At 67.4% G+C, this 20,564-nt stretch carries 19 protein-coding genes and 1 pseudogene; 12 read left to right on the plus strand and 8 right to left on the minus strand.

The window, feature by feature from the left end; translation table 11 throughout:
- Nucleotides 1–200: 200 nt before the first annotated feature.
- Entirely contained in the window at nucleotides 201–1,139 is a 939-nt protein-coding gene (locus E5S69_RS14630; protein WP_236901342.1) for an ATP-binding protein, read from the minus strand.
- A 587-nt stretch (nucleotides 1,140–1,726) separates the two neighbouring features.
- Complete coding sequence (locus E5S69_RS14635; RefSeq protein WP_171515386.1) at nucleotides 1,727–2,389, minus strand: DUF429 domain-containing protein; 663 nt, start codon at nucleotides 2,387–2,389, stop codon at nucleotides 1,727–1,729.
- An 853-nt stretch (nucleotides 2,390–3,242) separates the two neighbouring features.
- Here E5S69_RS14635 and E5S69_RS14640 point away from each other — a divergent pair.
- The 10 genes and pseudogenes from E5S69_RS14640 to cobA form a co-directional block, all read left to right on the plus strand.
- Nucleotides 3,243–3,956, plus strand: a pseudogene (locus E5S69_RS14640) (cytochrome D1 domain-containing protein); the annotation flags it as partial.
- A 67-nt stretch (nucleotides 3,957–4,023) separates the two neighbouring features.
- Nucleotides 4,024–4,347, plus strand: a complete 324-nt coding sequence (locus E5S69_RS14645; protein ID WP_171515387.1) for a c-type cytochrome — start codon at nucleotides 4,024–4,026, stop codon at nucleotides 4,345–4,347.
- Entirely contained in the window at nucleotides 4,329–4,703 is a 375-nt protein-coding gene (locus E5S69_RS14650) for a c-type cytochrome (protein WP_171515388.1), read from the plus strand. The genes E5S69_RS14645 and E5S69_RS14650 overlap by 19 nt, the downstream gene beginning before the upstream one ends.
- Nucleotides 4,703–5,866: a cytochrome D1 domain-containing protein gene (locus E5S69_RS14655; protein ID WP_216621343.1), complete on the plus strand. Its 1,164-nt coding sequence runs from the start codon at nucleotides 4,703–4,705 to the stop codon at nucleotides 5,864–5,866. Before E5S69_RS14650 ends, E5S69_RS14655 begins: the two co-directional genes overlap by 1 nt.
- A gap of 9 nt (nucleotides 5,867–5,875) precedes the next feature.
- Complete coding sequence (locus tag E5S69_RS14660; RefSeq protein WP_171515390.1) at nucleotides 5,876–6,862, plus strand: Lrp/AsnC family transcriptional regulator; 987 nt, start codon at nucleotides 5,876–5,878, stop codon at nucleotides 6,860–6,862.
- Nucleotides 6,859–7,350 (plus strand): Lrp/AsnC family transcriptional regulator, encoded by a 492-nt coding sequence (locus E5S69_RS14665; RefSeq protein ID WP_236901343.1) that lies wholly within the window; start codon nucleotides 6,859–6,861, stop codon nucleotides 7,348–7,350. The genes E5S69_RS14660 and E5S69_RS14665 overlap by 4 nt, the downstream gene beginning before the upstream one ends.
- Entirely contained in the window at nucleotides 7,350–7,904 is a 555-nt protein-coding gene (locus E5S69_RS14670; protein ID WP_236901344.1) for an Lrp/AsnC family transcriptional regulator, read from the plus strand. Before E5S69_RS14665 ends, E5S69_RS14670 begins: the two co-directional genes overlap by 1 nt.
- Before the next feature lie 12 nt (nucleotides 7,905–7,916).
- Nucleotides 7,917–9,080: a heme d1 biosynthesis radical SAM protein NirJ gene (gene nirJ, locus E5S69_RS14675; protein WP_171515391.1), complete on the plus strand. Its 1,164-nt coding sequence runs from the start codon at nucleotides 7,917–7,919 to the stop codon at nucleotides 9,078–9,080.
- Nucleotides 9,077–10,600 carry a nitrite reductase gene (locus tag E5S69_RS14680; protein ID WP_171515392.1) on the plus strand — a complete coding sequence of 508 codons (1,524 nt, stop codon included), beginning with the start codon at nucleotides 9,077–9,079 and terminating at the stop codon, nucleotides 10,598–10,600. The genes nirJ and E5S69_RS14680 overlap by 4 nt, the downstream gene beginning before the upstream one ends.
- Nucleotides 10,601–10,633: 33 nt before the next feature.
- On the plus strand, nucleotides 10,634–11,407 hold the full coding sequence (gene cobA / locus E5S69_RS14685) for a uroporphyrinogen-III C-methyltransferase (protein ID WP_171515393.1): 774 nt from the start codon (nucleotides 10,634–10,636) through the stop codon (nucleotides 11,405–11,407).
- Between the two features lie 81 nt (nucleotides 11,408–11,488).
- Here the strand turns inward: cobA and pobA are convergent, their stop codons facing one another.
- Entirely contained in the window at nucleotides 11,489–12,658 is a 1,170-nt protein-coding gene (gene pobA / locus E5S69_RS14690; protein WP_171515394.1) for a 4-hydroxybenzoate 3-monooxygenase, read from the minus strand.
- A 126-nt stretch (nucleotides 12,659–12,784) separates the two neighbouring features.
- On the opposite strand from pobA, the gene E5S69_RS14695 reads away from it, so the two are divergent.
- A complete protein-coding gene (locus tag E5S69_RS14695; RefSeq protein WP_171515395.1) occupies nucleotides 12,785–13,672 on the plus strand; it encodes a helix-turn-helix domain-containing protein in 888 nt (295 codons plus the stop codon).
- A 4-nt stretch (nucleotides 13,673–13,676) separates the two neighbouring features.
- On the opposite strand, the gene pcaD is transcribed toward E5S69_RS14695, so the two are convergent.
- The 4 genes from pcaD to pcaH all read right to left on the minus strand — a co-directional run bounded on the left by pcaD (nucleotide 13,677) and on the right by pcaH (nucleotide 17,800).
- The gene (gene pcaD, locus E5S69_RS14700) at nucleotides 13,677–14,861 is read right to left on the minus strand and encodes a 3-oxoadipate enol-lactonase (RefSeq protein WP_171515396.1); all 1,185 of its coding nucleotides are present in this window, start codon (nucleotides 14,859–14,861) and stop codon (nucleotides 13,677–13,679) included.
- Between the two features lie 185 nt (nucleotides 14,862–15,046).
- Nucleotides 15,047–16,426 (minus strand): 3-carboxy-cis,cis-muconate cycloisomerase, encoded by a 1,380-nt coding sequence (locus E5S69_RS14705; protein WP_171515397.1) that lies wholly within the window; start codon nucleotides 16,424–16,426, stop codon nucleotides 15,047–15,049.
- A 98-nt stretch (nucleotides 16,427–16,524) separates the two neighbouring features.
- Nucleotides 16,525–17,094 carry a protocatechuate 3,4-dioxygenase subunit alpha gene (gene pcaG, locus E5S69_RS14710; protein WP_171515398.1) on the minus strand — a complete coding sequence of 190 codons (570 nt, stop codon included), beginning with the start codon at nucleotides 17,092–17,094 and terminating at the stop codon, nucleotides 16,525–16,527.
- 4 nt (nucleotides 17,095–17,098) lie between these two features.
- Nucleotides 17,099–17,800 (minus strand): protocatechuate 3,4-dioxygenase subunit beta, encoded by a 702-nt coding sequence (gene pcaH / locus E5S69_RS14715; protein ID WP_171515399.1) that lies wholly within the window; start codon nucleotides 17,798–17,800, stop codon nucleotides 17,099–17,101.
- 94 nt (nucleotides 17,801–17,894) lie between these two features.
- Between pcaH and E5S69_RS14720 the strand changes: the two genes are divergently transcribed.
- Nucleotides 17,895–18,848: a LysR substrate-binding domain-containing protein gene (locus E5S69_RS14720; RefSeq protein WP_171515400.1), complete on the plus strand. Its 954-nt coding sequence runs from the start codon at nucleotides 17,895–17,897 to the stop codon at nucleotides 18,846–18,848.
- A gap of 4 nt (nucleotides 18,849–18,852) precedes the next feature.
- Here the strand turns inward: E5S69_RS14720 and E5S69_RS14725 are convergent, their stop codons facing one another.
- Nucleotides 18,853–20,229 (minus strand): MFS transporter, encoded by a 1,377-nt coding sequence (locus E5S69_RS14725; RefSeq protein WP_171515401.1) that lies wholly within the window; start codon nucleotides 20,227–20,229, stop codon nucleotides 18,853–18,855.
- Between the last annotated feature and the right edge of the window lie 335 nt (nucleotides 20,230–20,564).

Consider the following 20,564-nt stretch of genomic DNA (forward strand, 5'->3'; position numbering starts at 1 on the left):
ATAGCGCGTATGCAAACAAGATTCGGAAATTTGTTGCCAGGATGTAGTTCTGCTTGTGGCGGCAACGCTGAGGCGCCGAGGGGGGCGCGTGACTGGAGTGTAGGACGTTCCCCGTCAGATGCAAGTCCGGCAGCGGCGCCGCCTGTTCGACCAGTTAATAGATTCTGCATCTAGGCTTGAGGGCCGTCACGGTGCGCACATCACTGTACGATTCGACTCCGACCGGATGCACGGACACGAATGCCTGCCTGTTGAGCATCTTCCTCACCGGCGCTGATGATGTCATCAAGAACTGACCGTATGTCTGCGGGAGTACTGAGAAATTTCATGCCAAAGAAGGTACCTCGGAAGGAAGCATCGCTCACTGTGCGCTGCTGCTGGTATCCAAACAGCAAAGAATCGCCGCTTCCGAGGGCGAACCAGCCAAAGTTTGCTGCCAGTTCGCTCATGACGTACAAGCCGAATCCCGAGTTATCGTAAATGTTCTGCGCTCTGTCGTAGTTGCTTGTTCGCGAGACTCCCGGGCGAACTGCTAGCTGCAGCGCCTCCGCGTCCGTCGCAACTCGATGCGACTCCAAAAGCGTTCGGGCTATCCCAATCCCCTCATCAAGAATCGCTATCTCAACTTGGCCGTTATTCCAACGCTGGCCGCAGATGTAGCACTCGGCGGCCTGGGAATGTTCGAAGACATTTCGAATGACCTCTCGAATGGAGTACGTGTAGGTTCTGAGTGGCTGTGAGTCATCAAAAGAGCCGGCAAGGACACCCCCAACACGACGGGCTTCCACTTCAATCGCCGTGTACCAATCTTCAAGGCCTTGTCGACCAATATCGATGTCTGGACGAACTATGCGCGTAATCGGTACGTAACTACGGGACCCTCTGGCTTCGCCGACATCCCGTCCCGCCTCCAAGCCGATGAAGTGAAAGAAGCCCAAGTGCATCAGATACGAATGAGCTTGCTTCGCGTCGCTAATTCCCAACGCATACGAGGAGAGGTTCGACTGCTTTCGGTAGGCGACCCACTCACGGAGCTTCGAACCTAGCGCAAGCATTCCCGTCGGCATCGAGAATTGCAGTGGTGCGAAATCAACGGAAACCTCCGGATGGTCTCGCGTCGAATCCAGCTCGGCGAACAAACGGGGAAGTCTGTCGCGGTCCAACGTTACAGGGAGTCTTACTGTCATAGTTGTGGAGGCGCGGAGTGCCACGGCTTTCAGTTAGCTGGAGAACGGTGCAAGAGGTCTGGCTCAATAGGTCTCTCCAAGATTCTATCGGAGCGATGGGAGGTGGGCCGGAAACGTGCTGGCTCAATGCCTGGTGGCATAATCATGAAACGACAAGGCGGCGTGGAAGGACGCTAGGCTTTCTACGTCCTTGTTCGCGAATGATTCGCGCCCCCGGATAGGCTACAAGGGAGGCAAATGTATAGATGTGCGCCGTGATGCTCGTTCTGGGCGGAGCAAAGGCCAGTTCGGGAAAGCGATGTCGGTTCTAAGCTGTCTGCGAGCGCTTGATTAGATTTGGTCGACAATTTCCAACCTTGGTTTAATTTCAGAACCGAGTCTAATCAGACAATGCGCTTGCATCGGTATCGCCAAAGGGAGGTTTGAGGTGCCGGACGACATTCGGGGGGCACTTACGGACAATCCGCCCAGCCATAAAACGTGATTCATCCTTGTCCACAGAACACTACCGAACTCATCCTTCGCAAAGCGAAGGATTCCTAAACAAGCGAGCGAAGCTTTCCCAAGTTTGGGTCTGGCACGAAGATGTATCCGCCATGGGCGTCGCCGTAGGCTCGCGTTCTCCCAAGGACTAAGAGCTCTGCTGTCAATGCACAGAGTGCGGCATCCACGGCATCAATAGAGGTTAGAGACCCAGTATCGATGCCCGCATCTTCCAGCAACTTGCGTCGCTGAACGCGCTTCAGTTTGGCCGAGGTGACTTCCTTGCCAAGAAGCGAACAGGTAATAGCGTGCGGGAATGTCTCGAAGGTGCCCCTCCCCCCCGAGTAGCGCTTCTCAGTCAGCAGAGGGTATGTCGGCGCGAAGGTCTGGAAAACCGTCTCGCCGCAAAACATCCATCCATAGAATCCGCTGGTGCTTGCCTCGGCTCGGTCCTGTGTCGGAGTTGAAAAGCAAAATATTCTCTCGCTGGCGAGTTCCTTTTCTGCGAGCCTGCCTGTCCCATCCAGACTCCATCGGCATGGTGAGTCGATGCCCACGACCTCGACCGTTTGCCGAAGGCATTCTTGGTACAAATCTTCCGGATTGGTGCTTTTCGCAACGCAGACAACTTCGCGGTCTTGCAAAATAACGAGGTGACATCCCTTCCTTGCGCCACCAACGTCGATGCCGGCCACAACGACCGAGGCGCTGGTCTTCATAGACGTCTCCCACTTTTGCAAACCGATTCGACTCACCTGAGGCCGTCCTAACGGGCCTATGGCGCAGTAGCGTCGCCTTCTGGCTAACGCAGAATGCGCCTTAGCTGCGGCATTTTTGGCGCCGCCGCCGCAGGCCGTCGGTTGGGGAGCTCCTCGACACCGCCGGTCGGGCGGCCGCGGCTGGGGCGGACGGGGCCTAGATGGGCAGGCGTTGGCAGAGTCTGCGGCTTGCTTCTGACGCGGCGAAGAATGGTGGCAGGGGTGACCTTGAATATGGCGGCAAGGTCGTAGGCGTCGACGTATTCGGTTGGGGGCAGTTGCATGCCCTGTATAGCCCCCTCTTTTCCTAAACCAGCCAAGTTGCGCAACGGGCCAAACACTAAATTTAAAACCGCCTGTTTTACCGTTCAGCCGATATCGCCTCACTCGACCGCAACATCGAAAAGTGAGCGGTCACCAACCATTGGCATCCGGTCCCGACCTCACCTCTAACATTCAGAGAGGTGCGCACTGGTTGCGAGCCAAGGAAAGCGGAAACTCTCTGCATCCTCTGTATAGCACCCCGCTTGCGGCACCGAAGGTGAGTACTGACATATAAATCTCGAGGCTAGACTCGCCACCTCCGAGGGAACCGAATGTGAAGTCAGTTTTTTGGCTTCGATAGTCGTCGGTCAACGCAATCTAGCAAAAGAATCAAGGTTGACGCGGCCGTCATCAAGCCCACTATCCTTGCCCGGGCGTCACAACATTAGATGCGCCTAATTTCGTTCTGCGCTTGGCTCTTTAGGTTTTTCGGGGGTGGCCTTTGGTCGCTTCTAATGCAGGTTTTGGCCACTATCAATGTAAAGAGCCAAATTACTCGGACCTGGCCAACCTGAAGACCACCACCATCGACTCGGCCAAGTTCCTGCATGACGGCGGCTTCGATTCGACCGGACGCTACTTCCTGGTCGCGGCCAACGCCTCCGACAAGATCGCGGTGGTCGACACCAAGGAAGACAAGCTGGCCGCGCTGGTCAACGTCGGCAAGACCCCGCACCCGGGCCGCGGCGCCAACTTCACGCATCCGCAGTTCGGTCCGGTCTGGGCCACCAGCCACCTGGGCGACGAGACCATCAGCCTGATCGGCACCGACCCCGCCGGCCACCCCGCGCAAGCGTGGAAGGTGGTGCAGACGGTCAAGGGCCAGGGCGGCGGCTCGCTCTTCATCAAGACGCATCCCAAGTCGTCCAACCTGTGGGTCGATACGCCGCTGAATCCGGATGCCAGGCTCAACCAGTCGGTCGCGGTGTTCGATACACGCAACCTGGAAGCCGGCTTCAAGGTGCTGCCGGTCGCCGAGTGGGCCGACCTGAAGGGCGCGGGCGCCAAGCGCGTGGTGCAGGCCGAATACAACAAGGCCGGCGACGAGGTCTGGTTCTCGGTGTGGGGCACCAAGGACGGCGAATCCGCGCTGGTGGTGGTCGACGACAAGACCCGCACGCTCAAGACCGTGATCAAGGACAAGCGCCTGATCACGCCAACCGGCAAGTTCAACGCCTACAACACGCAGCACGACGTCTACTGAGACAGCGCCCTCGCTGCGCCGCGGCGCGGCGAGGGTCGTCCGCCTTCCCACCACCGGAGAATGCAACATGCGAACCCAACCCGCGCTGCCCGCGCTGCTGGCAGCGTTCGGCTGCTGCGTGGCGCTCGGCGCCGCCACGCCGGCCCGCGCCAGCCAGGCCCTGGCATCGAGCAAGACCTGCCTGGCCTGCCACAGCCTCGACAAGAAGATGGTCGGGCCCGCCTTCCAGGACATCCAGGGCAAGTACAGCGGCCGCAAGGACGGGCAGGCGCAGATGGTCCAGTCCATCCTGAAAGGCAGCAGCGGCCGCTGGGGCCCGGTGCCGATGCCGGCCAACGCCGTCAGCGAGGCCGACGCCAATACGCTGGCCAAATGGATTCTCTCCCTCTGAGGCGCACCGCCTGGCGCCATGCCGCCGCCGCGGGTCTTGCCGCCGCCCTGGCCGCAAGCGCGCTCGCCGCGGCGGACCCGCCCGCGCCGGCGCGGCAGGCGCAACTGGCGCTCTGGCTGCGCGATGACTGCGGCGCCTGCCACGGCATGACCTTGCGCGGTGGGCTGGGCCCGCCGCTGACATCTGCGAGCCTGGCCGGCAAGCCGCCTGACGGCCTCGCGGCCACAGTGCTGTACGGCCGGCCAGGCACGGCGATGCCGCCCTGGCAACCTTTCATGACGCAGGATGAAGCCCGATGGCTGATCGATCGATTGCAGGCCGGCCAACCGCCGGCCGTTGCGCCGCAAGGCAACTGATGCGCGCGCTGGGCGCTGTCTTCGTTGCCGCGCTGCTCGCCGGCTGCGCCGGCACCGTGCGCGGCACCGGCGACCTGGGCGTGGTGGTGGAGCGCGCCGCGGGACGGCTGCAGATTGTCGAGACCACCGGCATGACGCGGCTGGCCACGGTGACAGGACTGGGCGACCTTTCCCACGCCAGCGTGGTGTTCTCGCGCGATGCGCGCTACGCCTATGTCTTCGGCCGCGATGGCGGCCTGACGCGGGTCGACCTGCTGGGCGCGCGCATCACCCACCGCGTGCTGCAGGCCGGCAACAGCATTGGCGGTGCCATCTCGCAGGACGGGCGCGTGGTGGCGGCGCAGAACTACGCGCCGGGGGGCATCCGCCTGTTCGACGCCCAGACACTGGAACCGCTGGCGGAGCTTCCTGCCATCGGCGGCGACGGGCGCCGCGCCAAGGTGGTCGGGCTGGCCGACCTGCCCGGCCGGCGCTTCGCCGCAAGCCTGTTCGAATCCGGCGAAATCTGGATCATCGACGCCAGCGACCCGCGCCAGCCGCAAGTGACCCGCCTGCCCGCCGGCCGCGAACCTTACGACGGACTGGTCACGCCCGACGGTCGCTGGTACCTGGCTGGCCTGTTCGGCGAAGATGGCCTGGCACTGGTCGACCTGTGGCAGGCGCCGCCGCAGGCGCGCCGCATCCTGTCCGGCTACGGCCGCGGCAACGCGCCGCTGCCAGTCTACAAGATGCCGCACCTGCGCGGCTGGGCCATGGCGCAGGGCCTGGCGTGGCTGCCGGCGATCGGGCGCCACGAGGTGCTGGTGGCCGATCCCGCTAACGGCTGGCGCGAGGCGGCCCGCGTGCCGCTGGCGGGCCAGCCGGTATTTGCCATGGCGCGGCCCGACGGGCGCCAGGTCTGGGTCAATTTCGCCTTCCCTCACAACGACACCGTGCAGGTGATCGACACCGCCACGCGCCAGGTGGTGCGCACGCTGCGCCCCTGCCGCGGCGTGCTGCACATGGAATTCACGCCCAAAGGCGAGGCGCTGTGGCTGTCGTGCCGCGACGACAACCGCGTCGAGGTCTACGACACCGCCAGCCTGACACGCGTGGCCACGCTACCCGCCGACAATCCCAGCGGCATCTTCTTTACCGCGCGCGCGCAGCGCTTCGGCATGTAAGGGCGCACCATGTTCAACGAGCAAACCCTCTACGACCACCTGCAGCGCGGCTTCCCGCTGCAGCCGCGGCCCTACCAGGCGCTGGCCGCCAAAGCCGGATGGTGCGAGCACGCGCTGCTGAGCCTGCTCGCGCGCGACCTCGGCACCGGACGCATCAGCCGCGTCGGCGCCGTGTTCGCACCGAACGTGATCGGCGTCAGCACGCTGGGCGCCTTGTCCGTGCCGCCGGCGCAGCTGGACCGCGTGGCGGCGCGCGTCAGCGCCTGCGCCGCGGTCAGCCACAACTACGCGCGCAGCGGCCATCGGTACAACCTGTGGTTTGTCGCGGGCGCGCGCGAGCGCGGCACGCTCGATGCCACGCTGGCGTCGATCGGCGATCTCACCGGCCAGGCACCGCTGGACCTGCCGATGGCGCGCGAGTACCACATCGACCTGGGCTTTCCGCTGGCGCGCCAGCATGACACCCGCCCGCGCCGGCGCGCCGGCCCGGTATCCCCCGCCGCCGTTGCACTGGATGACGATGACTGGCGCCTGGTGGCCGCACTGGAAGCCGGCCTGGCGCTGACGCCGCGCCCGTTCGATGCGCTGGCCAGGCAGGCGCGCCTGAGCGTGCCAAAGGTGCTCGAGCGGCTGGCGCAATGGTCGGCGCAAGGCGTGGTCCGGCGCCTGGGGGTGGTGTTGCGCCACGGGCGCTTCGGCTACCGCCACAACGCCATGTGCGTGTGGGATGTGCCGGACGGCCGTGTCGATGCCATCGGCATGCGGCTGGCGCGGCAGCCGCGCGTGACGCTCTGCTACCGCCGCGAACGCCGGCTGCCGGACTGGCCCTACAACCTGTTCGCGATGGTCCACGCCCGCAGCGCGCAGGACCTGCAGCCCGCGCTCGCGCGGATCCGCGCCGCCGCCGGCCTGGATACGCTGCCCGGCACGGTGCTGGTCGGCACGCATTGCTACAAGCAGCGCGGCACGCGCTACGCCACCCAGGTGCCGGCATGAACAACGCCCGTGCGGCAACCGCCGCCACCACTCCGATGGAGCCGCTCGATCCGCTCGACCGCCGCATCGTCAACGCCCTGCAGCGCGGCCTGCCGCTGGTGCCGCGCCCGTACGCGCAAGCCGCCGCGGCGCTCGGCATGACCGAGGCCATGCTGCTGGAGCGGTTGCGCGCCCTGCTTGCCAGCGGGGTGCTGACGCGCTTCGGTCCGCTGTACCAGATCGAGCGCGCGGGCGGCCGCTTCGTGCTATGCGCCTGCCATGCGCCGGCGGCGCGCATGGAAGCCGTTATCGCCGCCATCAACGCCCACCCCGAGGTCGCGCACCACTACGCGCGCACCCACCACCTGAACCTGTGGTTCGTGCTGGCGGTGGCGCGGCCGGAACAGGTCGCGCCGCTGCTCGCGCGCATCGCCGCGACGGCCGGCGTCGAGGTATTGCCGTTTCCCAAGGAACGCGAATTCTTCGTCAACCTCTACCTGCCCGCGTGATGCCCGACCCTGCCGACTTCTCCGATCCCGCCGATGCCGCCGATGCCACCGGCTCCGCCGGTTCCGTCGACGCCACTGACCTGGCGCTGATCCGCGCCACGCAGGCCGGCCTGCCGCTGGTGCCGGCTCCCTACGCCGCGGTCGCCGCCGCACTCGGCCTGTGCGAGATGGAAGTGATCGCGCGGCTGGCGGCGATGCAGGCGCGCGGCGTGCTGCGCCGCATCGCCGCCGTGCCCAACCATTACCGGCTGGGCTGGCGCGCCAACGGCATGACCGTGTGGGATGTCGACGACGCCCGCATCGACGCGCTGGGCGCGCGCATCGGCGCCCTGCCTTTCGTCAGCCATTGCTATCGCCGCCCGCGCCGCTTGCCGCACTGGCCGTACAACCTGTTCGCGATGGTGCATGCCCGCGCGCGCGAAGACGCGGCGCCCCAGGTCGCCGTGATCGCGGCACTGCTGGGCGACGCCTGCCGCGCGCACGACGTGCTGTGGTCCACCCGCGTCCTCAAGAAAACCGGGCTGCGCCTGCCGCCGTCCGGTCCAGACCAATAGGAAGCCCCACCCATGTTCCGCCTGTCCCGCTTCATGGAAGCCCTGCGCGATGACGGCCCGCTGCCGCCGCCGCGCCAACCCGCCGGCCCGGTGGTGATCTGGAACCTGATCCGCCGCTGCAACCTGAACTGCCGGCACTGCTACGCCACCTCCGCCGACACCGATTTCAAGGGCGAGCTCGATACCGACGAAGCGCTGAGGGTGCTTGGCCAGTTGCGCGAGGCGCGCGTGCCGGCGCTGATCCTGTCGGGCGGCGAGCCGCTGCTGCGGCCCGATTTGTACGAGATTGCCGCCCACGCGCGCGCACTTGGCTTCCACCTGTCGCTGTCGTCCAACGGCACGCTGCTCGATGCCGGCCACGCGGCGCGGCTGGCGGCGGCCGGCTTCGACTACGTCGGCGTCAGCCTCGATGGCCTGCCCGCCACGCACGACCGCTTCCGCCGCAGCGACGGCGCCTTCGCGCAGGCGCTGTCCGGCTTGCGCACGGCGCGCGCGGCCGGCCTGCGCGTGGGCGTGCGCATGACGCTGACCGAAGCCAACGCGGCGCAGTTGCCAGAGCTGGTCGGGCTGGCCGCGCGCGAAGGTATCGACAAGTTCTACCTGTCGCACTTCAACTATGCCGGCCGCGCGCGCAGCCATCGCGCCGACGACGCGCGCCACGCCCACACCCGCGCTGCGCTGGACTGGCTGTTCGACCACGTCTGGCAGCGCGCGCGGCAAGGGCATGCGGGCGACTTCGTCACCGGCAATAACGATGCCGACGGGGTGTACCTGCTGTACTGGATCGCCAGCCGCTTTCCGCACCGCGTCGCCGATATGCGCCAGCGGCTGGAGCGCTGGGGCGGCAATGCCACCGGCGTCGGCGTGGCCAATATCGACAACCTCGGCAACGTCCATCCCGATACCATGTGGTGGCACGTGACGCTCGGCAATGTGCGCCAGCGCCCGTTCGGCGAGATCTGGGCCGACCGCGCCGATCCGCTGATGGCGGGCCTGGCCAGCACGCCGCGCCCGCTGCAGGGGCGTTGCGCCGGCTGCGCGCATCGCGCCATCTGCAACGGCAATACGCGCGTGCGCGCCTTTGCGCTGACTGGCAACCCGTGGGCCGAAGATCCGGGCTGCTACCTGAGCGATGCCGAGATCGCGCACACGCCGGGCGCGGAGGTCGCGGCATGACCCCACTGACCCGATGGCTGGGCGCGCTGGCGCTCGCCAGCGCGCACGCCACGCAGGCTGCCACGCCTGCCGCCGCGGCTGACCCGGCGGCGCTCTACGGCCAGCACTGTGCCGCCTGCCACGGCGCCGACCGGCTGGGGGCGATGGGCCCGGCGCTGCTGCCGGAAAGCCTGGAGCGCCTGCGCGCCGGCGAACTCGATGCGGTGCTGCGCGACGGCCGTGCCGCCACGCAGATGCCGGCGTTCGCTGGCACGCTGGCCGCGGCCGAGCTGCAGGCGCTGGCACGCTGGCTGCGCACCGCGCCCGCCACCGCGCCGCAGTGGGACGCCCGGGCCATCCGCGCCAGCCACATTGTCTACCACGCCCCGGCCAGCCTGCCGGAGCGGCCGGTGTTCAGCGCCGATCCGCGCAACCTGTTCGTCGTGGTGGAGGCCGGCAGCCATCACATGACCGTGCTGGACGGCGACCGGCTGGAGCCGGTCCATCGCTTCGCCACGCGCTTCGCGCTGCATGGCGGGCCCAAGTTCAGCCGCGATGGCCGCTATGTCTACATGGCCAGCCGCGACGGCTGGGTCGGCAAGTATGACCTGTGGAACCTGGCGTATGTGGCCGAGGTCCGGGTCGGCGTGAACACGCGCAACCTTGCCGTCAGCGACGACGGACGCTGGGTGCTGGCCGGCAACACGCTGCCGCGCACGCTGGTGCTGCTCCATGCCGACGACCTGACGCTGGCGCGCGTGATCGACGTCAACGGGCGCAACGGCGCGCGCTCGCGCGTCTCCGCCGTCTACGATGCCGCGCCGCGCCACAGCTTTATCGCCGCGCTGAAGGATATCCCCGAGGTCTGGGAGCTCCCGTATGCCGATGCCGCCGGCACGCCGCTGCCGCCACCGGCCCTGCTGGCGCCGCGCGCGATCGTGCTGGACGATGGGCTCGACGATTTCTTCTTCGACCAGCCTTACCGCCATATCCTGGGCGCCTCGCGCCAGGGTGGCGGGCAGGTGATCGACCTGCAGCAGGGCCGCAAGGTGGCGTCGCTGGCGCTGGGCGGCATGCCGCACCTGGGCAGCGGCATCACCTGGCAGCGCGATGGCCGTGCAGTGATGGCGTCGCCGGACCTCGGTCAAGGGCGCATCACGGTGATCGACATGCAGGACTGGCACACCGTTGCCACCGTGCCGACCAACGGCCCGGGCTTTTTCCTGCGCAGCCATGAACGCACGCCCTACGCCTGGGCCGATGCCATGATGAGCCCCGGCCGCGACACCCTGCAGGTGATCGACAAGCAGAGCCTGCAAGTAGTCGGCAGCGTCACGCCCAGCCCGGGCCGCACCGCCGCGCACGTCGAGTTCACGCGCGACGGGCGCTACGCGCTGGTCAGCCTGATGGAGCGCGACGGCGCCATCGTGGTGTATGACGCGGCCACGTTGCAGGAGGTCAAGCGCCTGCCGATGGACAAGCCGATCGGCAAGTACAACGTCTTCAACAAGACCATGCGCTCGGCCGGCACCAGCCACTGAGCGCGTGGCGAAATCCCATGGCAGGAGTCCAACATGCAAGCACCGCTGAAGCCCGGCAAGGTCTGGCTGGTCGGGGTCGGCCCCGGCAGCGCGGACCTGGTCACGGTACGCGCCATGCGCGCGCTGGCCGCGGCCGAGGTCTGGCTGGTCGATGACCTGGTGTCGCCCGAAATGGCCGGCTATGCCAGACCGGGCACCCATGTGGAGTGGGTCGGCAAGCGCGGCGGGCGCTGCTCGGTGAGCCAGCAGCGCATCCAGCAGCTGACGCTGCAGCACGCGCTGGCCGGCCGCACGGTAGCGCGCGTCAAGGGCGGCGATCCGCTGCTGTTCGGGCGCGGCGGCGAAGAAGCCGCGTTCCTGCGCGGCCACGGGCTGGAGGTCGAGATCGTCAACGGCATCAGCAGCGGCATGGCGGCCGCGCAGGTGCTGGGCATTGCGCTGACGCATCGCGCGCACTGCCACGGCGTGACCTTCGTCACTGGCCATACCAGCGCGCACGGTTGGCCCGACTGGCAAGCGCTGGTGCGTGGCGGCACCACCCTGGTGATCTACATGGGCATGAGCCGCATCGCGGCGATCCGCGACGGCCTGCTGGCAGCAGGCATGGCTGCCGGCGTGCCGGCGGCAGTGGTGATGCACGCCGGCAGCGACCAGGCGCGCAGCTGGACCGGCTCGCTCGGCACGCTCGCCGACGCGCTCGCAGCCGGGCTGGCAAGCCCGGCGGTGGTGCTGGTGGGCGGGGTGGTCGCGGACGCGCTGCCGGCATTGGCGACGATGGCCGCGGGGGCGGACCCGCTGGCCGCATAGTTTGGAACCCGCGGCGGCAAGCGCAGGGGGAGAGGATGGGCGTGTAGGCGATGCAAGGTGCTGCAATGCCGCCTTTCTCGTTCAATGCGGCAAGCCTGCGTAGTTCTCCGCCAGCATCCGCGACGCCGCCTCCGACCCCACCAGATAGTCCAGCTCCGCCCGCTGCATGCGCAGCGCAAACGGATCCGCGTCCGGGAAGCGATGCATCAGCGAAGTCAGCCACCATGAAAAGCGCTCGGCCTTCCAGATGCGGCGCAGGCAACGCGCCGAATACGTGTCCAGCTCGCGCTTGTCGTCATGCCGGCAGCCCGCGATCAGTCCGTCGGCCAGGGTCAGCACGTCGCTGGCCGCCAGGTTCAGTCCCTTGGCGCCGGTAGGCGGCACGATATGCGCGGCATCCCCCGCCAGGAACAGGTTGCCGAAGCGCATCGGCTCGCAGACAAAGCTGCGCAATGGCGCGATGCTCTTCTCGATGCTCGGTCCCGTCACCAGCGACTGCGCCGACTGCGGATCGAGGCGGCGGCGCAATTCGTCCCAGAAGCGGTCATCGGACCAGTTCTCCACGCGCTCGCTCGACGGCACCTGTACGTAGTAGCGGCTGCGCGTGCGCGAGCGCATGCTGCACAGCGCGAAGCCGCGTTCGTGGCTGGCGTAGACCAGTTCGTCCGCCACTGGCGGTGTTTCCGAGAGGATGCCAAGCCAGCCGAACGGATAGGCGCGCTCGAACACCTGCGTGGCGGTACGCGGCACGCTCTGGCGGCTGACCCCATGGAAGCCGTCGCAACCGGCGATGTAGTCACAGTGGATCTCGTGTGCCACGCCGTCCTTGCGATAACGGACCAGCGGCCTCGCGCCGTCGAAGTCATGCAGGCTGACATCCTGCGCGTCATAGACCGTGGCGATGCCTGCTTGCTGCCGTGCCACCATCAGGTCGCGCGTGACCTCGGTCTGGCCGTAGACGGTTACGTTGCGGCCCACCAGCGCGTGCAGGTCGATGCGATGCCGCTGGCCATCGAACGACAGCACGATGCCATCGTGCACCAGCCCTTCCTCATGCAGCCGCGCCGCCACGCCCGCGCGTTCCAGCGCAGCGACGGTCACGCTTTCCAGGATGCCGGCGCGGATGCGCCCCAGCACGTATTCCGGACTGCGCTGCTCGACAATCACGTTGTCGACTCCCGCCTGGCTGAGCAACTGCCCGAGCAACAGGCCGGCCGGGCCGGCGCCGATGATGGCAACCTGGGTGCGCATGTCTTGTCTCCTTGTGGATATCGATCCGCTGGCGCTAACGATAGTCGCCGGAGGTCCGCTGCGGAATGGACAGACCGAACCAATGACAGGACAATCGGAACATCGCTGGTAAACACTGACGCCCCCGTGAGACCTGTCCCGACCTACTCGCTGTACGGCGTGAATTCGTCCGCACCGCTGTCCGACCAGCTGCATTTCGAGTCCATCGCGGCGCGCAGCCGCCTGCACGGGTGGGAGATCAAGCCCCACCGGCACGAGCGCTTCCTGCAAATTCTGTACATTCATGCGGGTGGCGGGGAAGCCCTGCTCGAAGCGCGCCGGGAGCCGTTGCGCAGCGGCTCGCTGGTGACGATGCCGCCGCGGCACATCCACGGCTTCGTGTTTACGCCGGACACTGACGGCATGGTCGTCACCATGACCGACAGCCACCTGCGCACGCTGCTGGCGGGTGTGCCGGATGCGCTGCCGCTGTTCGATCACCCGCGCCACGACCGCGTGCGGCTCGGCCACGCGCTGGCGGAGGCGCTGGCGCTGTTTCGGGGGGAGATGGAAGCCGTGTCCGCCTGGCGCGGGGCATCGCTGTCAGCGCTGCTGACGCTGGTGCTGATCGGCATGGCGCGGCTGGCCAATGCCTCGCAGCCAGCGGCCGCGCGTGGCAGCAGTCGCCCGGCGCGGCACTTCCAGCACTTCCAGCAACTGCTGGAATCGGAATACCGCGAGCAGAAGGAAATCGGCCACTACGCCGGCGCGATCGGCATCACGCCCACGCAGCTCAACCGCGTGTGCCGCCAGGCCTCGGGGCAGTCCGCCCTGCAGATGATCCACGCGCGCGTGCTCGCCGAAGCGCAGCGCGACCTGCTCTTCAGCGACCTGGAAATCAAGCACATCGCGCTGTCGCTCGGTTTCTCCGATGCGGCGTACTTCTCGCGCTTCTTTGCGCAGCGGGTGGGTCAGCCGCCCACGGCGTTCCGGCAAGCGGGGCGGGCCCGGCTGCCGGCGTTTGCAGTACGCTGAAGGATCAGGCTGGCTTATCCACCTGGTCCATCGCGGCGAAGATTTCCTCGGCCATGTTGAAGGCCGAATTCGCCGCCGGCACACCGCAATAGATCGCCGCCTGCAACAGCACCTCCTTGATCTCGTCGCGCGTCACGCCGTTGCTGGCGGCTGCGCGCAGATGCAGCTTCAGTTCTTCCGAGCGGTTCAACGCCACCATCATGGCGATGGTCAGCAGGCTGCGCGTATGGCGCGGCAGGCCCTCGCGCGTCCAGATCTCGCCCCAGGCGTAGCGCGTGATCAAGTTCTGGAATTCTTCGTTGAGCGGCGTCAGCCGCGCCAGCGAACGATCGACATGCGCGCTGCCGAGGACCTCGCGCCGCACCGAGAGGCCGGCCTCATAGCGGGCGTGGTCGTCGGTCGCGGGCAGGCGGCCGCGCACGAAATCGACCAGTGCGGCCGTGAAGCGGCCCGGCTGCTCGAAGCTGGAGATATGCGCGGCAGGCAATTCGATAAAACGCGCGCCGGGAATCGCATCGGCCAGCGCGCGGCCTTCCTGTGCGGTGGTCGACGGGTCGTGGCTGCCGGCGATGACCAGCACCGGCACCGGGATCGACGACACCGTCTCGCGGAAGTCGGCGTCGCGCACCGCCGCGCAGCTGGCGGCATAGCCGCGCGGATCGAGTCCTGCCAGCACGGCGCGCAAACCGTCGAGCGCGCGGTCTGCCGTGGCGACAAACCCGGGGGTGAACCAACGCTCGACCGAAGGCGCGACCATCACGCCCATGCCGTCGTGCAGGACAGTGTCGATGCGCGCGTTCCATCCCTGCGCGTTGCCGATCTTTGCAGCGGTATTGGCCAGCACGATGCGGGAGAAGCGCTCGGGCGCATGGATGCCCAGCCACATCCCGGTGAGACCACCCATCGACAGGCCGCAGAACACGGCCTGGCCGATGCCCAATCCATCCAGGAGGGCGATCACGTCCTGGCCGAGTTGTTCAACCGTGAAGGCATCGCCCGGTGCGCTCGAGCGGCCGTGCCCGCGCGTGTCGTAGCGCACCACGCGGAAGCGCCCGGCCAGCGCGGCGGCCTGCGGCTGCCACATGGTGTGGTCGGTGCCGAGCGAGTTGGAGAAAATGATGGCCGGTGCCGACTCGGGGCCGTCGACGGTGTAGAAGAGGCGCGCGCCGGCGTGGTCTAGATAAGGCAAGGTGGTCTCCCTGACTTGATGTTGGTTATTGGTGAATTTGGGGCGTCGGGCCTGGCAAACGCCGGCCCTCTTCCCCACCCCTCTCCCGCAAGCGGGAGAGGGGTTCACGACGGATGATGGCCAGCTCGATGACCTCCGCATACCTGCCGGTTTGCTCCCCTCAGGCCCTCGTACCGATCGCGCATTCAATGCCTCGCCACCGCTTCCCGCCACGCCGCTACCGCCGCATCCGCGAACTGCACCGCCTGCCCCGCATAATTGGCCGGATCCGCCAGCCGGTCCAGCGCCGCCGCATCCAGCAGTTCGGCGTGCGCGGGATCTTCGCGCAGCAGCGCCGCCAACGCGTCGCGCAGGCTCGTGCCCTGCTCCACCGCGCGCCGCGAGGCGTTCTCGACCAGCTTGTGCGCCGGCAGGCGGCCGATGCGGGCACCCAGCGCCAGCATCGCGGCCTCGCCAAGAATCAGCCCATGCGTGAGATCGAGATTGGCCCGCATGCGCGCCGCGTCGACCTGCAGCCCGGCGACCACCTCGCCCATCTGGCGCAGCGCGCCCGCGGCCAGCGTGACGATCTGGGGCAGCGTGTCCCATTCCGCCTGCCAGCCGCCCAGCGCGCGCTCATGTTCCTGGACCATGCCTGACAGCATGGTGGCCACCAGCGGCGGCACGCGCACCGCTGCCGTCAGCACTGCCGCGCAGCCGACCGGATTGCGCTTGTGCGGCATGGTGCTGGAACCGCCGCGGCCGGGCCCGTCGGGCTCGGCCACCTCCGCCACCTCGGTCTGCATCAGCAGCGAGAGGTCGCGTGCCATCTTGCCGAGCGTGCCGGTCAGCATGCCGAGCGTGGTGGCAACTTCGACCACGCGGTCACGATGCGCATGCCACGGCAGCACGGGTGCGGCCAGGCCCAGCTCGCGGGCCAGTGCCGCGGTTACGCCGGGCGCGGCGTCGCCAAGGCTGGCAAGCGTGCCGGCGGCGCCGCCGAACTGCAGCGCACGGGCCTGCTCGCGCGCCGCATCCAGACGCGCGAGGTCGCGGCGCAGCGCGTCGAGCCAGCCGGCGGCCTTGCAGCCAAAAGTGGTCGGCAGTGCATGCTGCAGCCAGGTGCGCGCCACCATCGGCGTGGCGCGATGCGCGCTGGCCATTGCAGCGCACGCTTCGCCCAGCCGTACGAGGTCGGTGTCGAGCACGCGCAGCGCGTCTGCGAGCTGGAGAACCAGCGCGTTGTCGATAATGTCCTGGCTAGTGGCGCCCCAGTGCACGAAGCGCGCCGCATCGGCATCGCGCGCGGCCACGGCGGCGGTCAGTTGCCTGACGAAGGGAATGGCGAGATTGCCTGCGGCGACCGCGGCCTGGGCCAGCGCATCGCGGTCGATGGTGCCGACGTCGCGGCAGACTTCGGTGATGGCTGTCGCGGCGGCGGCCGGGATCACGCCGCATTGCGCTTCGGCGCGCGCGAGCGCGGCCTCGACGGCAAGCATGCGTTGCACGGTGCCGGCGTCGGAGAAGATGTCCAGCACGGCGGGGCTGCCAGACATGGGGTCGGTAAGACGCGTGACGGTTGGCATGGGGGCGATCGGTAGCGGCCGTGACGATGACGACCACCTGATTATGTGTCAGGTCACCGGCGGCCCGGAAGATTCCGGCGGGCGCCGGCGCGAGCGTGTCAGATATCGAAGAACACCGTTTCGCCCGGGCCTTGCAGCACGATATCCCAGCGCAGCGTGCCGTTGCCGGCATCGTTGCCAACCAGCGTGGCGCGCCGCTCGGCCGGCACCAGCGCCAGCACCGGATCGGCCGCATTGGCCGCGGTCTCGTCCGGAAAGTACATGCGCGTGGCAACGTGCCTGACCAGTCCGCGCATGAACACCGACACCATGAGGTGCGGCGCCTGCGGCCGGCCATCGGCAGCGGGCACGGCGCCCGGCTTGACGGTGACGAAGCGGAACGACCCGTCAGCCGCGGTGGGCACGCGGCCGAAGCCGGAAAAGCCGGGCACCAGCGGCAGCTCGCGCGTGTCTTCGGCGTGACGGTAGCGGCCGGCGGGATTGGCCTGCCAGATCTCGACCATGCCGTCCGGCACGGGCTCGCCGTTGCCGTCGGTGACGCGGCCTTCGATCACGATGCGCTGGCCGGCCAGTGCCGGCGCGCTGGCGGTCAGGTCGGCGCAGTTCAGCCCGCTCAGGCCGATATGGAGATAAGGACCGACGGTCTGGGATGCGGTGGCGTAAAGCATGGTCTTACTCCATCGGCGTGGCATCGCGGCCACGCAGCACGATATCGAAACGGTAGCCGAGCGCGTATTCGGGCTGGGTAGTCTCCCAGTCGAGGCTGGCGATGAGCCGGTCGCGCGCCTTCTGGTCCGGCACGCAGTTGAAGATCGGGTCGAACGGCAGCAGCGGATCGCCGGGAAAGTACATCTGCGTCACCAGCCGCGTGGCGTAGGCGTTGCCGAACAGGGAGAAGTGGATATGCTGCGGCCGCCAGGCGTTGTGGTGGTTGCGCCAGGGATAGGCGCCCGGCTTGATGGTCTTGAAGCGGTAGTGCCCGTTGGCGTCGGTGACAGTGCGGCCCTCGCCGGAGAAATGCGGGTCCAGCGGCGCGTCATGCTGGTCGCGCTTGTGCACGTAGCGGCCAGCCGCGTTGGCCTGCCACACCTCGATCAGCGCGTTCGGCACCGGCCGGCCATTCTCGTCGAGCACGCGGCCGGTCACGACGATGCGCTCGCCGATGGGTTCGCCGCCGTTGCCGGCGGTCAGGTCGTTATCGCCTTCGCCGACAAACTCGGCGCCGAAGGTGGGACCGGTCACTTCGGACAGCGACTGCGGCAGCGCAATCAGCGACTGGCCAGGCGAGCGCTTCTGCGTCGAAGCGTAGGGGTCGAAGCGGTATGCGGGCTGGGTGTCCCAGTAGGGACGGCGATACTGGGCAAGGCGGGTCATTGCGCAGTCTCCTTGTCGTTGGAATGGAATGACTTTAAGCAACACATAAAGTCATGTAAATTAAGTTTTCTGAGAATTACGATAACTTTCCGGCATGAAAACCACCGCCCCGCCCGCGCTCGAGATCTTCCGCAACCGGGTGCGGCTGCGGCATCTCTATTGCTTCGTCGCGGTGTCGCAGACTCAGCATCTGGGCCGTGCCGCCGACCGCCTGGGGCTGACCCAGCCAGCCGTGTCCAAGACCCTGAGCGAACTGGAAGAGCTGACCGGCACACGCCTGCTGGTGCGCCAGCGCGCGGGCACGGAACTGACCACCGCCGGCACGCGCTTCCTGCGCCACGCGCTGCGCATCCTCGCGGATATCGATGCGGCGGCCGACAGCATGGCCGGCGAGCAGGCGCAGCCGCAGGAGCGCATCCGGCTGGGCGCGCTGCCCAGCGTCGTGCCCGCGGTGCTGACCGATGCCCTGCTGCGCTTCCGTGCCGCGCATCCCGAGGTCGGGCTGGCGGTCCAGACCGGCATGAACCGCAGCCTGATCGACCAGCTCAAGGCCGACGTGCTGGACCTGGTCATTGGCCGGATGGACGACCCGGTGGCGATGGAAAGCCTGTGGTTCGAATCGCTCGGCCCGGACTCGCTGGTACTGGTGGTGCGCCCCGGGCATCCGGTTGCCGCCATATCGCGGCCGACCTTGCTGGACGTGCTGGCATGGCCGCTGGTGATCCCCGCCGCCGGCTCGATCCCCCGCCACAACACCGAAAGCCTGCTCGCCCGCCACGGTCTCCCCCTGCCGGGCGGATGCGTGGAAACGTCGGATGCTTACCTCGGACGCCTGCTGGCCCGCCACAGCGACTGTGTGTGGGCGGCGCCGCTGTCCGCCGCGCAGCGCGCGGTGGCCGAGGATGAGCTGGTCCTGCTGGCGCTCGATACGCAGGGCACTGAGGAACCGGTCGGCCTGCTGCGGCACGGCGACCGCACGCTCAGCCCGATGGCCGAAGCGCTGGCGGACTGCATCCGCGCCGCGGCCCGGCCGCTTGCCGCTCAGTGAACGCTCAGTGAGCGGTCACGCCTGCGCTGCCGGCGGTGTCGGCGTTGCCAGCGCGGCTGCCGCTGACATGCTTGACCACCAGCGCACCCGCGGCGACGAATGCCGGCACCGTGAGCAGCGTAAAGATGGTGTCGAAGCCAAGCTGCAGGCGCAGCAGTTCGGCGCCGAGCAAGGCCCCGACGATGCCACCGAAGCGGCCGATGCCAAGCATCCACGCCACGCCCGTTGCCCGGCCCTGCGTCGGGTAGAACGCCGCGGCCAGCGAAGGCATCGACGACTGCGCGCCGTTCATGGCGGTGCCGGCAAGGAAGATCAGCACGCCCAGCAGCACCTGGCTGCCGGTCCCGTGCCCGACGGCGTAGATCAGCACGCCGGTGGCTACGTAGGTGATGGCGATTACCTTGTTGGGATTGAAGCGGTCCATGAACCAGCCCGCCGCGATGGTGCCGATGCCGCCGCCGAGCGGAAACAGCGCGGTCAGGAACGACGCGTGCTGGATCGAGAAGCCGGCGTCCTTCATCAGCGTGGGCATCCAGCTCGTCAGCAGGTAGAAGATGACCAGGCCCATGAAGTAGGTGCACCACAGCATCGCCGAACCCAGGCGGTAGCCCGGGGCCAGCACCGTGCCGACGGCGGAGCGGGTGGCGGGCGCCTGTTCGCCGATGATGAAGGCGTTCGCCTCACCCACGTCCGCGCCGGTCACGCGGCGCAGCAGCTGGCGGATCTGGTCGGCCGGATAGTTGCGCAACACCATGTAGCGCACCGACTCGGGCAGCAGCAGCACCAGCAGCAGCGCGAGCGCAAGCGGCACGATGCCGCCGAGCAGCAGCACGCTGTGCCAGCCGAAGTGCGGGATCATCGCGGCGGCGACAAAGCCGCCGGCGGCGGAGCCGAGCGGAAAGCCGCAGAACATGGTGTTCACCAGCACGGCGCGGCGGCGTTGCGGCGCGAACTCGGCGGTCAGCGTCACGGCATTGGGCATGGCGGCGCCCAAACCCAGGCCGGTGAGGAAGCGCAGCCCCGTCAGCCAGCCCAGCGTCGGCGCGAAGGCCGTGGCCAGGCTGCAGGCGCCAAAGAAGAAGACCGACAGCACCAGCACCTTCTTGCGGCCGATGCGGTCGGCCAGCGGACCGGCAAAGATCGCGCCGAAGGCGAGGCCAAACAGCGCCGCGCTCATGACGGGCCCGAGGGCCGACTTCTCGATCCCCCAGTCCTGCACCAGCGCCGGCGCGATATAGCCGATGGCGGCGGTATCGAAGCCGTCTACGGCTACCACCAGGAAGCAAAGCACGAGGATAAGCCACTGATAACCCGTGAATCGCTGTCCGTCGATCAGGGCCTGGACGTCCGCGACGCCAGCCTTGGGGAGGGATTGGGGCACTGTTGTCTCCGTCTGCCTTTGAAATCGCGCACTCGCGATTGTTCTAATAGCGAACCGACGTTCTCTAATTGAACGAATCTTAGGCAACGGGCACCTGAGCCAAGAATTGGCGTTAACCCGGGAAAAATGCGTAGGCCGGTGCGACGGAATTCACTACGATTTATCTAATTTTGCGTTGCAAGAACGAATCTCATGGCGCCTCCTGATACTTTCTTCCAAGTACGGGCTTACGCATGAAATTTTTCACAAAATATAGGAGGGAAGATAAGGAAATTTCATGTAAAAAGCTCCAATCTTCAATTTACATTCCAGAACCTCTGAAAAGTCTGAACATG

Source organism: Cupriavidus necator, from assembly GCF_013141915.1.
GTDB classification, from domain to species: domain Bacteria; phylum Pseudomonadota; class Gammaproteobacteria; order Burkholderiales; family Burkholderiaceae; genus Cupriavidus; species Cupriavidus necator_B.

Coding starts and splice junctions, on each gene's coding strand:
- E5S69_RS14705 (WP_171515397.1), bottom strand. CDS start 16,426: ATGCCAACCGTCACGCGTCTTACCGACCCCATGTCTGGCAGCCCCGCC.
- nirJ (WP_171515391.1), top strand. CDS start 7,917: ATGTTCCGCCTGTCCCGCTTCATGGAAGCCCTGCGCGATGACGGCCCG.
- pobA (WP_171515394.1), bottom strand. CDS start 12,658: ATGCGCACCCAGGTTGCCATCATCGGCGCCGGCCCGGCCGGCCTGTTG.
- E5S69_RS14680 (WP_171515392.1), top strand. CDS start 9,077: ATGACCCCACTGACCCGATGGCTGGGCGCGCTGGCGCTCGCCAGCGCG.
- E5S69_RS14655 (WP_216621343.1), top strand. CDS start 4,703: ATGCGCGCGCTGGGCGCTGTCTTCGTTGCCGCGCTGCTCGCCGGCTGC.
- E5S69_RS14645 (WP_171515387.1), top strand. CDS start 4,024: ATGCGAACCCAACCCGCGCTGCCCGCGCTGCTGGCAGCGTTCGGCTGC.
- pcaG (WP_171515398.1), bottom strand. CDS start 17,094: ATGCTTTACGCCACCGCATCCCAGACCGTCGGTCCTTATCTCCATATC.
- E5S69_RS14665 (WP_236901343.1), top strand. CDS start 6,859: ATGAACAACGCCCGTGCGGCAACCGCCGCCACCACTCCGATGGAGCCG.
- E5S69_RS14635 (WP_171515386.1), bottom strand. CDS start 2,389: ATGAAGACCAGCGCCTCGGTCGTTGTGGCCGGCATCGACGTTGGTGGC.
- E5S69_RS14720 (WP_171515400.1), top strand. CDS start 17,895: ATGAAAACCACCGCCCCGCCCGCGCTCGAGATCTTCCGCAACCGGGTG.
- E5S69_RS14650 (WP_171515388.1), top strand. CDS start 4,329: ATGGATTCTCTCCCTCTGAGGCGCACCGCCTGGCGCCATGCCGCCGCC.
- E5S69_RS14660 (WP_171515390.1), top strand. CDS start 5,876: ATGTTCAACGAGCAAACCCTCTACGACCACCTGCAGCGCGGCTTCCCG.
- cobA (WP_171515393.1), top strand. CDS start 10,634: ATGCAAGCACCGCTGAAGCCCGGCAAGGTCTGGCTGGTCGGGGTCGGC.
- E5S69_RS14670 (WP_236901344.1), top strand. CDS start 7,350: ATGCCCGACCCTGCCGACTTCTCCGATCCCGCCGATGCCGCCGATGCC.
- pcaH (WP_171515399.1), bottom strand. CDS start 17,800: ATGACCCGCCTTGCCCAGTATCGCCGTCCCTACTGGGACACCCAGCCC.